The organism is Kluyvera intermedia, from assembly GCF_034424175.1.
GTDB lineage: Bacteria > Pseudomonadota > Gammaproteobacteria > Enterobacterales > Enterobacteriaceae > Kluyvera > Kluyvera intermedia.
The window spans coordinates 3961131-3974821 of the sequence record NZ_CP139986.1; the positions used below are offsets into that span (position 1 = coordinate 3961131).

The following is a 13691-nucleotide window of genomic DNA, read 5'->3' on the forward strand; positions in this document are numbered from 1 at the left end:
CCGCGAAGGTTCACGAAGGTTGGTTAGCCGGTTTATCCGTCATCGGGGGTACATCCGGCGTCGGTGCCAGGTCACAGTTTTTCGGCAAGAAGAAGGTAATCGTCCCGGCGATAATCAGCGAGCCGGCCAGCGCACAGACCGCAACGTTCTGACCGTATAGGTAAATCATCACCCCGACCAGATACGGGCCGCAGAAGCCGCCAAGATTACCGAGGCCGTTAATCACACCACGCGCGCTGCCCGCCACTTCCGGCATCGCAATCCGCCCTGGTATCGACCAGAATGGGCTGGTTGCCGCCTTCAGGAAGAAGCCACACACCACCAGCGCGATATAGGCCGCTACCACGTGGTCACGCAGCACCACCGACGCCAGCAGCGCGGCGGCAAAGCCGTAGAGTGAGAAGCGTACCCAAAGCCGACGTTTACCGCTACGATCGCTGAACAGGGAGATGATATAGATCCCGGCAAGCGTGGCGACGAACGGCAGGATAGCCAGCACGCCAACGCTTGCCATATTGGCTCCGGTCAGATTTTTGAGAATCGTCGGAAGCCACAGCGTATAACCATAATCCCCGGTCTGATAGAAGAAGTTCAGCAGCACCAGTTTCATCAAGCCGGAATTGCGGAATACTTCCCGCACCGGCGCTTTACTGACCGGCGCTTCTGAACGGCGCGCCTCCCGTTCGGCGCTAAGCGCCGTCAGCAGGTATTCGCGTTCACGAGCAGGTAGCCAGCGAGCCTCTTCCGGGCGGTCGCTAATCATCAGCCACCACACCAGCAACACCACCAGCGACAGTAACCCTTCGATGATAAACAGCCAGCGCCAGTCTAATGCGGCGATGATCGCGCCAGATACCGGGGCGGTTAACATGCCGCCCAGCGGCGCGAACATCATCACAAACGCGTTAGCGCGGCCAATTTCTTTCTCCGGGAACCAGTTGCTGATCATGGTCAGCACCACCGGCAGCATCCCACCTTCTGAGATACCGAGAATAAAACGCAGCACCAGCAGTTGATATTCATGGGTCACAAAACCGGTCGCTATCGAGACCACCGCCCACGCCATCAACGACCAGGCGATAAAGCGTTTACCGCTGCCATTCACGGCAATACGTCCGCCCGGTATTTGCAAAAATAAATAACCAATAAAAAATATGCCGCTGGCCACACCAGCCATCTGACTGGTAATACCGAGATCGGACTCCATCCCACCGGGCAGCGCAAAGCTAATATTGACTCGGTCCATAAACGAAATAATGCACGCGATTAAAACGGGCGCAATAATGCGCAACCAGCGGGTGCCGGGGATTTTCTCATTCATTATTCACACACTCTCTCGAGGGAAAAAGGACGCTATTTATTGGCGAGAAAAACAATCATCAATCAATGGCATTCGGTAATGGCGCATGGGCAAAATAGGCGGCAACGTTAGTAAACACCACCTCGCTCATACGCTGACGCGTTTCATGGGTAGCGCTGGCGACATGCGGCTGCAAGACCACATTATTCATTGCGATAAGCGCGGCGGGCACATTCGGTTCATCTTCATAAACATCCAGCGCGGCGCCGGCAATCACACCGTTTTGTAACGCGTGAATAAGTGCCTTTTCATCGACCAGCGTGCCGCGCGCGATATTTATCAACCATGCATGGTTCGGCATGACATTAAAAACGCTGGCATCAATCAACCCACGGTTTGCCGCGCCACCGGAAGCGGCAATCACCAGAAAATCACTTTCATGGGCAAGCGTGTGCAGATCAGCACACCACTGATAATCAACGTGGTTAAGTTTTTTGCAGTCGGTGTAGAGAATTTCCATATCGAAACCGCTGGCGCGACGGGCGATTGCCTGGCCGATATTGCCCATGCCGAAGATGCCGATACGTTTGCCGCTCACCTGAGTTGCCAGCGCGGGAGCTTGCTTGAGCCATTGACCTTCACGAACAAACTTATCGCCCTGGCACAGCTGACGCGCACCGCTTAGCAGCAGCCCCATCGCTAAGTCGGCGACGTCGTTGGTCAACACACCGGAGGTGATAGTCACGGCAATGTTATGCGCACGGGTATAGTCGAGATCCACCGCGTCAGTGCCCACGCCAAATACCGCCACCAGCCCCAGATTCGGCAACTGTTCCAGCACCGCACGCGTCACACCAATATCACCACGGGTAACCACCGCCTGCACCTCACCCCCCACCTGCTGCAAAAATGCCTGTGGATCGGCCTGTTCATACAAACGATAGACCTGGAACTCAGTTGCGAGTTTATCCAGCAGGCCGTCAACCACCGGCGCAATTAACAACACAGTATTCGGGTTTGCAGTATTCATCGTTTTACCTGTTTGAGAGTTCGAAAATTCGTTACGCCTATCAAACGGGTTTTCACGCTGCCATTTTGCGATCTGCATCACGCTGGATCGTGTTAGAAATCCGTGTTACGGATGACGTGATCGTGGAAGCAAAAGCCCGCGCTGGTGCGGGTTAACTGACAACAATCACGTAACAGTGAAAATGGGGAGGGTGGGTATCAGATGGTTTCGCCCATCGACAGTCGATAATGCAGGTCGACCTTCTCGATAGTGGGTAAGCCTTTTATTTTTTTGATTAAAATCTCGGTGGCAACTTTACCCATTTCGAAACGTGGCGTTAATACGCTGGCCAGTCTCGGACTCACAATTTGCCCAATCTCCAGCCCGTGGAATCCGGCAATCGCCATTTCCTGCGGCACCGAAATACCCGAAGCGAGGCACTCTTGTAACACGCCAACCGCCAGGTCATCGTTAGTGCAAAGAATGGCATCCATCTCTTTATACATTTGCCGTGCTAATGTCATCATACCGGTGCCAATCGACACCGAAGAGACTTTGTTCGGCGCAATGCGCCCGACCGTAAACCCCGCCTCTTCCATCGCTTTGCAATAGCCAGCATAACGCTGCTCATCGCGAATATCTGACATTGAACCGAAATAAATAATCTGCTTTTTGCCACTGGCCAATAACATGGCGGTCATGTCGAACCCGGCGCGATAGTTATCAAAGCCAACGTTAATGCGCCCAGCGTTATCAGATAGCCCCATCACTTCGGCTACCGGTATTTTCGCAGCCTTAAGGTATTTCTCAGCGCGTAGAGTATGCACAGATTCTGTTAATAGCAGTGCTTTAACGTTCAGCGCCAGCACGGTGGCAATTTGTTCCTCTTCGCGCTGGCTGTCGTAATCGTAATTGACCACCAGCGTTTGATAGCCGTGGGCCGTGGTAACTGATTCAATTCCGGACAAAACATCAGCAAAAATCTGGTTATTAAAGGAGGGAATTAACACACCAATACGCGGCGCGATATTACTGCTGATGGCGGGATTATCGGCGTCAGGTTGATAACCGACCTCCTCAATAACGCTAGCAATGCGTTCCGCCGTTTCGGGTTTCACCTTTTCCGGCGTGCGTAAATAACGGCTGACGGTCATTTTGGTTACGCCCGCCAGCGTGGCGATATCATCTAACGTTATCCGTTGTGCTTTCATTACCCTGCCCGTCATTGCCGCAATCCTGTCCCGCTATTATGCCTGTTGACGCCCTAAAAGAGAAAGCAGCATCTTCGCAGCCAAGCCGCGTATGACGCGGTTTTTCCTGCATTTTCCCCTTCAGGATCACACATGCTGTAACCCCTTTTTGTAACATGGTTGACGGTGATCTCCATCACAGTTTCACAGACGTAAAAACCGTGAGATAGACAGCATCTTCTCAGGGCCAATTCCCGTCGTGAAACAGGAAACAGTGATGAACAATTTATTCAGCTTACAAGGCAAGCGCATTTTAATTACCGGCTCCGGCCAGGGTATCGGCTACGTGATGGCGCAGGGGCTGGCGCAATATGGCGCAGAAATTATCATTAACGATATTTCCGCTGAGCGGGCAGAACAGGCCGCGATGAAATTGCGTGACGAAGGCGCCACCGCTCATACCGCGGTCTTTAACGTCACCGACCCGGATTCTGTTGAAACCGCCATTGCGCATATTGAAGAAAATATTGGCGCTATCGACGTGCTGTTTAATAACGCCGGTATTCAGCGCCGCCACCCCTTTACTGAATTTCCGGTCAAAGAGTGGAACGATGTCATTGCCGTCAACCAAACGGCCGTATTTTTGGTCTCGCAGGCCGTTGCCAAACGGATGATGAACCGCAAAGCTGGGAAAATCGTCAATATCTGTTCGATGCAAAGCGAGCTGGGACGCGACACCATTACGCCGTATGCCGCCGCCAAAGGTGCGGTCAAAATGCTGACCCGCGGAATGTGCGTGGAGCTGGCACGCCATAATATCCAGGTCAACGGTATTGCCCCCGGCTACTTCAAAACCGCCATGACTCAGGCGCTGGTCGATGATAAAGCGTTTACCGACTGGTTGTGCAAACGTACCCCGGCAGCACGCTGGGGTAATCCAGAAGAGTTGGTCGGCGCAGCGGTCTTCTTATCGTCGAAAGCCTCTGATTTTGTTAACGGGCATCTGCTGTTTGTTGATGGCGGCATGCTGGTTGCCGTGTGAGAAAGGAGCCACCAATGGCAGGGCAATGCATTATTTTAATGGGCGTTTCCGGCACCGGAAAAACCACCGTCGGACACGCGCTGTCACAGGCGTTAGGGGCGAAATTTATTGATGGCGACGATCTCCATCCACGGCAAAACATCATCAAGATGGCCGCTAGCCAGCCGCTGGAAGACAGCGACCGTCAGCCATGGCTTGCGCGCATCAGCGATGTAATTTTCAGTCTTGGGCAGAAGAATGAGTCTGGCGTACTGGTCTGTTCAGCGCTGAAAAAGCGTTATCGCGACCAGCTTCGCGAAGGTAATCCACAACTGCGTTTTTTGTGGTTGACCGGTGATTACGACTGCATTTTGCAGCGCATGCAGGCACGCAAAGGCCACTTTATGCCGGAGGCGCTGCTGCGCAGCCAATTTGCCGCTCTGGAAGTCCCAGACGCCAGCGAGCCGGATATCATGCCACTCGATGTCTCAACCGATGTTTCAAGCATCGTGGGGCGTGCGTTAACCCTTTTAGCCCACCAACCTTCACAGGAAGTCCCGGCATGATTATCGATACTCTCTCTCGCGCAGAGAAAACTACATTCTATCCCGCGGTTATTCGTCAAGCACTGCACGCTGTCATTGCGCAAGATCCGCATACCCTGCCGCCGGGTAAATATATCGTCGATGGCGACAACCTGTTCTTTAGTGTGGTGGAAGGAGAAACCAGGCCGCTCGCCGAGCAGCGCCCGGAATATCATCAACAATATATTGATATTCATATAGTGCTGACGGGTGAGGAAATCATTGGTGCAGGAAATAAGGGGCTGGAAATTATCCCAGATGGCGCGTTTAACGATGCGCATGATATTGGATTTTGTATGCAAATCAGCAGTGAAACGTTAATTCACCTGCATCCTGAAGAGATAGCGATTGTCTTCCCGGGTGAACTGCATCGTCCAATGGGTAGCCTTGGCGCGGGCGCGCCACTGCGTAAAATCATCGTCAAAATTAATCGTGATTTGCTATAAGCGCTGGCCCCGCGCTATTCATTGCGGGGCCGCAAATCACTTAGTTATCAAGCTCGCCCATGCTTTTCACCTGGTCGCGGTTGATTTGCTCAGTCTGGCCGGTTTCGGCATTTTTATACGATACCAGACCAGTATCGTCATCAACCTGCGGTTTACCGTCGGTCACGATGGTTTTGCCATCCGTCGTTTTTACCGCCTGGTTAGATGAACACCCGGCAACGGTAAAAAGTACACCTGCGGTCAGAATCGCTACGGTCAATCGCTTATATTGCATCATGTTTCCCTCCAGCCTTTCAGTCTAAATTCGTTATCACTCTAACCATTTTAGGTTAACGGCTGGATAACGTGAGGGAAACCAGAACACTCCTAAGCTTTAATATGAGTGGCTTACGCCATGCTGCTGGGCAAAACTCACCGCAGCACCAATCAAATTGGCATTGTTACGGTGCTGGCAAAGCAACAGGGTCGGCATAAATTCAGCCAGCTGCTTTTCATTCACCAGCGCGGTTAGGCGAGCCTGAATTCCGGCGAAAATCGCCTCATTAGAAGAGATGCCACCGCCAATAATTAAACAGTCAGGATCGTAACAGACCTGCAAGTTGAATAGCCCCACCGCCATCCAATGGTAGAACTGATTCACTTCCTCCTGAGCAATGGCATCGCCTTGTTCGGCTAGGCGGAATACCTCAGCACCGGTGACGGAATCTTCTGCCAAAGACATGCGCAGCGCGTAGCGTTTGGCCATCGCAACCGCCGTACCCAGTTCGCTAAATGTTTGACCATCCTGTAAGGTCATCAAACCAAACTCTCCGGCATAACGGTGGCTGCCGCGACGCAAAACCTTATCTTCCAGTATCGCCCCACCCACACCGGAGCCGACAATCACAAACAGCACGTGGCGATGATCACGCCCCGCCCCCACCGCCGCTTCGGCAATACCCGCCGCATTGGCATCGTTTTCAATACTTACCGGCAGGCCAAACAGCGCCGTTAGCTCGTCAACGATAGGAAAATGGTGGATATAAGGGATCGCGCTAAGCCCGCCAATCACCCCGCGTTCGGCATCAACATTGCCGGGCGCACTAACGCCAACCCCTTGAATATCATAGTGCTGCTGAAAGTCACGGTAGACCTCCAGCAGCTGTACTTTCATTTCTTCCCAGCTTGCAGGAGTTTTAACCGACCCGGTATCCATCAAAGTATCCTGCGCCCAGACGCCGTATTTTATGACGCTACCGCCCCAGTCAAATAATAGAGTAGCCATATCAATCCCATAGTTAACTAATAATCACAATATGTTATCAGGCTATTATGCCGGGAAGTGCGCTGGCAAAACTTGCGCACTCTCCCAACAATGTATTTCATGAAACGCCGCAGCGTTTGTTTGCATGCTGCGGGGGAATGCTGTGAAGATGGGAGATATTCTGTTGGCTTGGTGTTTCCCGGCGGCGCTTCGCTTGGCCGGGCTACCTCCGCATCATTGCGTGACGGCTACAAACAAAAACGCCGGACAGTTGTCCGGCGTTTTTTTGAGGTTTGCGCTTATTTTTGAATCTGCGCGTGCATTTCCTGCACTGATGTCACCTTCTCGGTCGCATCCGCATTTAGCGCCATCGCGGTGGCAAAGCCGCCGTTCAGGGTGGTGTCGTAATGCACCTTGTATTGCAGGGCGCTGCGACGAATCAGCTTGGAATCCTGAATCGCCTGGCGGCCCGCGGTGGTATTGATGATGTAGGTGTATTCGCCATTCTTAATACGGTCCTGAATATGCGGACGACCTTCATGCACCTTATTCACCAGACGCGGGTTGATACCGGCTTCGCCCAATACCACTGCGGTACCGTGGGTCGCATCCAACTCGAAGCCCTGTTTCAGGAGTTTGGCCGCCAGGTCAACCACGCGCTCTTTATCGCCTTCGCGAACGGAGAGCAGCGCACGGCCCTGTTTTTTCATGGTAGAGCTACTGCCCAGCTGTGCCTTAGCGAACGCTTCCGCGAAGGTGCGGCCTACGCCCATGACTTCGCCGGTAGAGCGCATTTCTGGCCCTAACAGTGGGTCAACGCCTGGGAATTTGTTGAACGGCAGCACCACTTCTTTTACCGAGTAGTACGGTGGGATAACTTCTTTGGTCACACCCTGCTGTGCTAGCGTCTGACCCGCCATGACGCGCGCCGCCACTTTTGCCAGCGGCACGCCGGTGGCTTTGGAGACGAACGGTACGGTACGTGCCGCACGAGGGTTGACTTCAATCAGGTAGACTTCGTTATCTTTGACCGCAAACTGCACGTTCATCAGACCGCGTACCTGCAACTCGAAGGCCAGTTTCTGCACCTGCTGGCGCATCACGTCCTGAATTTCCTGGCTCAGCGTGTAGGCTGGCAGGGAACACGCGGAGTCACCGGAGTGAACGCCAGCCTGTTCGATGTGTTCCATGATGCCGCCAATCAGCACCATTTCGCCGTCGCAGATAGCGTCAACATCGACTTCAATCGCATCATCAAGGAAGCGGTCCAGCAGCACCGGCGCATCGTTAGAGACGCTGACGGCGGTCTGGAAGTAGCGTTTAAGGTCGATTTCGTCGTAAACGATTTCCATCGCCCGGCCGCCAAGCACGTAGGACGGACGCACCACCAGCGGGTAGCCAATCTCTTTTGCCTTCTCAACGGCTTGTTCGATAGCGGTGACGGTGGCGTTCGCCGGTTGTTTCAGCTTCAGGCGGTCAACCGCGTGCTGGAAACGCTCACGGTCTTCTGCACGGTCGATGGCATCCGGGCTGGTGCCGATAACCGGTACGCCAGCGGCTTCCAGCGCACGCGCCAGTTTCAGCGGAGTCTGACCGCCATACTGCACGATAACGCCTTTTGGCTTCTCGATGCGCACGATTTCCAGCACATCTTCCAGCGTCACCGGCTCGAAGTACAGGCGGTCGGAAGTGTCGTAGTCAGTCGAAACGGTTTCCGGGTTACAGTTGACCATGATGGTCTCGTAACCGTCTTCACGCAGCGCCAGCGAAGCGTGTACGCAGCAGTAGTCGAATTCAATACCCTGACCGATACGGTTCGGGCCGCCGCCGAGGACCATGATTTTATCGCGGTCTACCGACGGGTTGGACTCACACTCATCTTCATAGGTGGAGTACATGTAGGCGGTGTCTGTCGCAAATTCTGCCGCACAGGTATCCACGCGTTTGTAGACCGGGTGCAGGTCATACTGGTCACGCAGCTTGCGGATTTCCGCTTCGCGTACGCCCGCCAGTTTAGACAGACGCGCATCGGCAAAGCCTTTACGTTTCAGGTGGCGCAGGAAGTCTGCGTCGAGACCGGTGATACCCACTTCCGTGACTTTCTCTTCCAGACGCACCAGCTCTTCAATCTGCACCAGGAACCAGCGGTCAATGTTAGTCAGGTTGAAGACACCGTCAATGGACAGGCCAGCACGGAAGGCGTCGGCGATGTACCAGATACGCTCGGCGCCCGCGTCTTTCAGCTCGCGACGAATTTTGGTCAGCGCTTCCGGGTCATCCAGACTCACTTTCGGGTCGAAACCGGTCGCGCCCACTTCCAGGCCACGCAGCGCTTTCTGCAACGATTCCTGTTGGGTACGACCAATCGCCATCACTTCACCGACCGATTTCATCTGAGTGGTCAGACGGTCGTTCGCACCGGCGAATTTCTCGAAGTTAAAGCGTGGGATTTTAGTCACAACGTAGTCGATAGACGGCTCAAACGACGCCGGAGTACGGCCGCCGGTGATGTCGTTCATCAGTTCATCAAGGGTGTAACCCACCGCCAGTTTCGCCGCCACTTTAGCAATCGGGAAGCCGGTGGCTTTCGAGGCCAGCGCAGAGGAGCGGGAGACGCGCGGGTTCATTTCGATAACGATCAGGCGACCGTCTTTCGGGTTCACCGAGAACTGGACGTTGGAACCACCGGTCTCAACGCCGATTTCACGCAGTACCGCCATCGAGGCGTTACGCATGATTTGATATTCTTTGTCGGTCAGGGTCTGCGCCGGGGCGACGGTGATGGAGTCACCGGTGTGAATACCCATGGCGTCAAAGTTTTCGATGGAGCAGACGATGATGCAGTTGTCGTTTTTATCACGCACTACTTCCATCTCGTACTCTTTCCAGCCAATCAGCGACTCATCAATCAGCAGCTCTTTAGTTGGGGAAAGATCCAGACCGCGTTCGCAAATTTCTTCGAACTCTTCACGGTTGTAGGCGATACCGCCACCGGTGCCGCCCATGGTGAAGGATGGACGGATGATGCACGGATAGCCAACGTCAGCAGCAACTGCCAGCGCTTCTTCCATAGTGTGGGCGATGCCAGAGCGCGCGGTGTCGAGGCCGATTTTCTTCATCGCCACGTCAAAACGGCGACGGTCTTCGGCTTTATCAATCGCGTCAGCAGTGGCGCCAATCATGGTTACGCCAAACTCTTCAAGTACGCCCTGACGTTCGAGTTCCAGCGCACAGTTCAGTGCAGTCTGGCCGCCCATGGTTGGCAGGACAGCATCCGGACGTTCTTTTTCGATAATTTTACGCACCACTTCCCAGTGAATCGGCTCGATATAGGTTGCATCGGCCATTTCCGGGTCGGTCATGATGGTCGCCGGGTTGGAGTTCACCAGAATGACGCGGTAGCCCTCTTCGCGCAGCGCTTTACACGCCTGGGCACCGGAGTAGTCAAACTCACACGCCTGACCGATAACAATCGGGCCCGCGCCCAGAATCAGGATACTTTTTATGTCTGTACGTTTTGGCATGGCTCATTAACTCCTGATTATTTCGCGGACTGACGGTATTGCTCAATTAACTCGATAAAATGGTCGAACAGCGGCGCAGCGTCGTGTGGACCTGGGCTCGCTTCAGGGTGACCCTGGAAGCTGAACGCCGGTTTATCGGTACGATGGATGCCTTGTAAGGTGCCATCAAACAGCGATTTGTGGGTTACGCGCAGGTTAGCTGGTAGGGAAGCTTCATCTACCGCAAAACCGTGGTTCTGCGCAGTAATCATCACCACGTTGTTATCGATATCTTTCACCGGGTGGTTGCCGCCGTGGTGACCGAATTTCATCTTGATGGTTTTCGCACCGCTCGCCAGCGCCAGCAGCTGATGACCCAGGCAGATGCCGAATACCGGGACATCGGTCTGGAGGAATTTTTCAATCGCGTCGATGGCATAGTCACACGGAGCCGGGTCACCGGGGCCGTTGGAGAGGAAGATACCGTCTGGATTCATTTTCAGGACGTCTTCTGCGGAGGTTTTAGCCGGTACTACCGTCAGGCGGCAACCGCGGTCTACCAGCATGCGCAGAATGTTGCGTTTCGCACCAAAATCATAAGCAACCACGTGGAAAGGCAGCTCTTCTTCGGACTTCGCTTCCGGCAGTTCACCTGCCAGCGTCCAGCTACCTTGCGTCCAACCGTAGGTTTCCGCAGTGGTGACTTCTTTTGCCAGGTCCATCCCATTTAAGCCCGGGAACGCTTTGGCTTTTTCCAGTGCCAGCGTCGCATCCAGGTTATCGCCTGCAATGATGCAGCCGTTCTGAGCGCCTTTCTCGCGCAGCAGGCGGGTTAACTTACGGGTATCGATATCGGCAATCGCCACGATGTTATGGCGCTTTAAGTAGGAAGAGAGGTCTTCGGTATTGCGGTAGTTGCTGGCAATCAGCGGCAGGTCGCGAATGACCAGGCCTTGCGCATGTACCTGAGAGGATTCTTCGTCAGCAGCATTGGTGCCGACATTGCCGATATGAGGATAAGTAAGAGTAACGATTTGGCGAGAATAGGAAGGATCAGTGAGGATTTCTTGATAACCGGTCATTGAAGTATTGAAAACGACTTCCCCAACCGCCGAACCTGTTGCCCCGATGGCCCGACCGTAAAACTGGGTTCCGTCTTCCAGAACCAATAGCGCTGACTTAATCAAAACACCCTCCAGAGAATATTTACTCGCTTTATTTGCATATTAATGCATAACAATGGTGCAAATCAATGCAAATCTGCTTACCGACGTATTTCTGGCAAACGGCGGCATTCTAGAGACAGCCTCGGCAAAAGTCTACCTTAAAGGACAATTTTTATCATTATTTTGTGGTGTTGGCTAAATCACTCGTTAAAAGCGCCCAAAAAGATCAACTAAGTCATCATAGAAAACGCTTGCGGGGGATGAAGAATGGTAAACCGTTGGAAGGGGCAGTGAAAAGTAGACCAGATGGTCAAAATTTACATTTAAACAACAGAATTAGACATCAAAACACATTAAAACAAGCGACTGACAAATATAATAAGCAAAAAATAGATAAAATAAAGGGCAATAAAATATTGCCCTTTGTAATCAATTAACTATGACTACAATAACCACATCACGATGGGTAATAAGTTGCTATAGATCATTCAAATTCAGCACATCACGCATATCAAAAAGACCATTTGACTTAGCATTAAGCCACAATGCCGATCTGACCGCGCCGTTAGCAAAGGTCATCCGGCTGGAAGCCTTGTGAGTAATCTCCACACGCTCGCCAATATCGGCAAACATCGCGGTATGTTCACCAACGATATCGCCCGCGCGCACGGTGGCAAATCCGATGGTGCCCGGTACACGCTCGCCGGTATAACCTTCGCGGGAATAGACCGCGCAGTCTTTCAGATCTTTATCCAGCGCCCCGGCAATCGCCTCCCCCATCGCCAGCGCCGTCCCTGACGGTGCGTCGACTTTATGACGGTGGTGCGCTTCAATAATTTCGATGTCGGTGTAGTCGCCCATCACCTTCGCCGCTTTCTCCAGCAGTTTAAGCATCACGTTCACGCCAACGCTAAAGTTGGCGGCAAACACAATGGCAATATCCTGCGATGCATCGCGAATGGCCTGCTTACCGGCATCATCAAACCCGGTCGTGCCAATCACCATGCCTTTTGCGTGCTGCCGACAAAATGCCAGATGCGTCAGCGTGCCTTCCGGGCGGGTAAAATCGATAAAGACATCGAAATCGTCTTTTACCGCTTCGAGGCTGCTCTGAACGGTTACGCCAGATTTTCCAACGCCCGCCAGTTCACCGGCATCGCTGCCCAGTAAAGAGGAGCCATCACGCTCGAGTGCCGCCCCCAGTTGTACTCCTTCCATCGCCATCGTGGCCTGAATTAACTGCCGTCCCATGCGGCCACCGGCGCCTGCAATGGCGACGCGGATTTGTGCATCATGCATAGCTATTCTCTTTTGTTAAAATTGCGTAAATCGTTTTCAGAGTAACCAGCCCGCGACAGGGTCGCCAGCCGAAAACGTCCATAATTAGAAATTAATGATAAACAGAGAGGAATATCAGTAAAAGACATGATTCATCCCGCAGGATGAATCATTGCCGCAGTCGGGGAAAGAAGTCAAACTCGCTCAGAATGGCGACAGACGATAAGAAAAGCACTTTAAAACCCGGCGACAGGTAGCCAATTCGCATGACCGTTTCCGCCAGCCCAGTTTCAGGCCGCTAGAGTATAGCTCACCACCATCTGCCCTTTTTTCAGCTTCACCTGTGTAATGATCACCTCACCCAACTCGGATAAACGGGCCACGTGCGTACCGCCACAGGGATATCCCGGTAGATCACCAAAACCGACCTGGCGTAAGCCGCCGTCAAAAGTAATTCGGCGCGCAAGATTGTCGGCCTGCCATTGGCCAATTTTAGCCATCAGTTGTGCCGCTTCCGGCAAAGTGCTGCCCTCACCTATCGCAAAAGTAATGCGCCCTTCATTCGGCCAATGGTGGGCTTTAACCGGTCGCCAACCAAATATTTCACCGGCCTGACCAATCATGTGCCCGGCAGAGTGCAGACGGGCGTGAAGATGGCGGACAGCAGCATCAATATGCAGCGTCGTTTCGCCAGGTGGCAGCGGTTGCGCCACAATATGCACCACCTCTTCACCGCGCGTCATCACGCCTTCAACCGGGACGCCGCCGATCGCGCCACTGTCCGAGGGTTGTCCGCCGCCCTGTGGATGAAACAGCGTGCTATCGAGCGTAATCGCATAGCGCCCATCGGGTTCTGCCGTGCAGTGTGTGATCGTCGCATGGCCACGGGTGTCATCGCTGGTGTAATAAAGACGTTCAGTCATGGTTGTTCTCCTCTTGATGAGCAGAGTA

At 53.4% G+C, this 13691-nt stretch carries 13 protein-coding genes; 4 read left to right on the plus strand and 9 right to left on the minus strand.

All coding sequences use genetic code 11. The features are described 5' to 3' along the window. Positions 1 to 10: 10 nt before the first annotated feature. The 3 genes from U0026_RS19100 to U0026_RS19110 form a co-directional block, all read right to left on the minus strand. Positions 11 to 1321 carry an MFS transporter gene (locus U0026_RS19100; protein WP_062771817.1) on the minus strand — a complete coding sequence of 437 codons (1311 nt, stop codon included), beginning with the start codon at positions 1319 to 1321 and terminating at the stop codon, positions 11 to 13. Between the two features lie 58 nt (positions 1322 to 1379). Beyond that, entirely contained in the window at positions 1380 to 2330 is a 951-nt protein-coding gene (locus U0026_RS19105) for a 2-hydroxyacid dehydrogenase (RefSeq protein ID WP_062772268.1), read from the minus strand. A gap of 197 nt (positions 2331 to 2527) precedes the next feature. Next, the gene (locus U0026_RS19110; protein ID WP_062771815.1) at positions 2528 to 3520 is read right to left on the minus strand and encodes a LacI family DNA-binding transcriptional regulator; all 993 of its coding nucleotides are present in this window, start codon (positions 3518 to 3520) and stop codon (positions 2528 to 2530) included. Positions 3521 to 3776: 256 nt separating this feature from the next. Between U0026_RS19110 and idnO the strand changes: the two genes are divergently transcribed. Genes idnO through U0026_RS19125 form a run of 3 tightly spaced genes read left to right on the plus strand, consistent with a single transcriptional unit; the run spans position 3777 to position 5550 of the window. Beyond that, positions 3777 to 4541 (plus strand): gluconate 5-dehydrogenase, encoded by a 765-nt coding sequence (gene idnO, locus U0026_RS19115; RefSeq protein WP_062771812.1) that lies wholly within the window; start codon positions 3777 to 3779, stop codon positions 4539 to 4541. A 14-nt stretch (positions 4542 to 4555) separates the two neighbouring features. Continuing rightward, the gene (locus U0026_RS19120; RefSeq protein WP_062771809.1) at positions 4556 to 5086 is read left to right on the plus strand and encodes a gluconokinase; all 531 of its coding nucleotides are present in this window, start codon (positions 4556 to 4558) and stop codon (positions 5084 to 5086) included. Beyond that, positions 5083 to 5550, plus strand: a complete 468-nt coding sequence (locus tag U0026_RS19125; protein ID WP_062771806.1) for a YhcH/YjgK/YiaL family protein — start codon at positions 5083 to 5085, stop codon at positions 5548 to 5550. Before U0026_RS19120 ends, U0026_RS19125 begins: the two co-directional genes overlap by 4 nt. Before the next feature lie 40 nt (positions 5551 to 5590). Here the strand turns inward: U0026_RS19125 and U0026_RS19130 are convergent, their stop codons facing one another. The 4 genes from U0026_RS19130 to carA all read right to left on the minus strand — a co-directional run bounded on the left by U0026_RS19130 (position 5591) and on the right by carA (position 11483). Next, positions 5591 to 5824, minus strand: a complete 234-nt coding sequence (locus tag U0026_RS19130) for a YgdI/YgdR family lipoprotein (protein WP_062772265.1) — start codon at positions 5822 to 5824, stop codon at positions 5591 to 5593. Positions 5825 to 5923: 99 nt separating this feature from the next. Further along, complete coding sequence (locus tag U0026_RS19135; RefSeq protein ID WP_062771803.1) at positions 5924 to 6814, minus strand: ROK family protein; 891 nt, start codon at positions 6812 to 6814, stop codon at positions 5924 to 5926. Positions 6815 to 7092: 278 nt separating this feature from the next. Beyond that, entirely contained in the window at positions 7093 to 10317 is a 3225-nt protein-coding gene (carB, locus tag U0026_RS19140) for a carbamoyl-phosphate synthase large subunit (RefSeq protein ID WP_062771800.1), read from the minus strand. A gap of 17 nt (positions 10318 to 10334) precedes the next feature. Further along, positions 10335 to 11483, minus strand: a complete 1149-nt coding sequence (gene carA / locus U0026_RS19145) for a glutamine-hydrolyzing carbamoyl-phosphate synthase small subunit (protein WP_062771797.1) — start codon at positions 11481 to 11483, stop codon at positions 10335 to 10337. A gap of 170 nt (positions 11484 to 11653) precedes the next feature. Here carA and U0026_RS19150 point away from each other — a divergent pair, with 170 nt between their 5' ends. After that, positions 11654 to 11899, plus strand: a complete 246-nt coding sequence (locus U0026_RS19150; RefSeq protein WP_156484199.1) for a hypothetical protein — start codon at positions 11654 to 11656, stop codon at positions 11897 to 11899. A gap of 40 nt (positions 11900 to 11939) precedes the next feature. Here the strand turns inward: U0026_RS19150 and dapB are convergent, their stop codons facing one another. Together dapB and U0026_RS19160 are read right to left on the minus strand one after the other, a co-directional pair. Further along, positions 11940 to 12761, minus strand: a complete 822-nt coding sequence (dapB, locus tag U0026_RS19155) for a 4-hydroxy-tetrahydrodipicolinate reductase (protein ID WP_062771794.1) — start codon at positions 12759 to 12761, stop codon at positions 11940 to 11942. A 269-nt stretch (positions 12762 to 13030) separates the two neighbouring features. Beyond that, positions 13031 to 13663, minus strand: coding sequence for an alanyl-tRNA editing protein (locus U0026_RS19160; RefSeq protein WP_062771791.1), 633 nt, complete (start codon positions 13661 to 13663; stop codon positions 13031 to 13033). Between the last annotated feature and the right edge of the window lie 28 nt (positions 13664 to 13691).

Bases quoted from the DNA above. Each gene is read 5' to 3' on its own strand.
- dapB (WP_062771794.1), bottom strand. From the start codon at position 12,761: ATGCATGATGCACAAATCCGCGTCGCCATTGCAGGCGCCGGTGGCCGC.
- idnO (WP_062771812.1), top strand. From the start codon at position 3,777: ATGAACAATTTATTCAGCTTACAAGGCAAGCGCATTTTAATTACCGGC.
- carB (WP_062771800.1), bottom strand. From the start codon at position 10,317: ATGCCAAAACGTACAGACATAAAAAGTATCCTGATTCTGGGCGCGGGC.
- U0026_RS19125 (WP_062771806.1), top strand. From the start codon at position 5,083: ATGATTATCGATACTCTCTCTCGCGCAGAGAAAACTACATTCTATCCC.
- U0026_RS19105 (WP_062772268.1), bottom strand. From the start codon at position 2,330: ATGAATACTGCAAACCCGAATACTGTGTTGTTAATTGCGCCGGTGGTT.
- U0026_RS19120 (WP_062771809.1), top strand. From the start codon at position 4,556: ATGGCAGGGCAATGCATTATTTTAATGGGCGTTTCCGGCACCGGAAAA.
- U0026_RS19110 (WP_062771815.1), bottom strand. From the start codon at position 3,520: ATGAAAGCACAACGGATAACGTTAGATGATATCGCCACGCTGGCGGGC.
- U0026_RS19160 (WP_062771791.1), bottom strand. From the start codon at position 13,663: ATGACTGAACGTCTTTATTACACCAGCGATGACACCCGTGGCCATGCG.
- U0026_RS19100 (WP_062771817.1), bottom strand. From the start codon at position 1,321: ATGAATGAGAAAATCCCCGGCACCCGCTGGTTGCGCATTATTGCGCCC.
- U0026_RS19130 (WP_062772265.1), bottom strand. From the start codon at position 5,824: ATGCAATATAAGCGATTGACCGTAGCGATTCTGACCGCAGGTGTACTT.
- U0026_RS19135 (WP_062771803.1), bottom strand. From the start codon at position 6,814: ATGGCTACTCTATTATTTGACTGGGGCGGTAGCGTCATAAAATACGGC.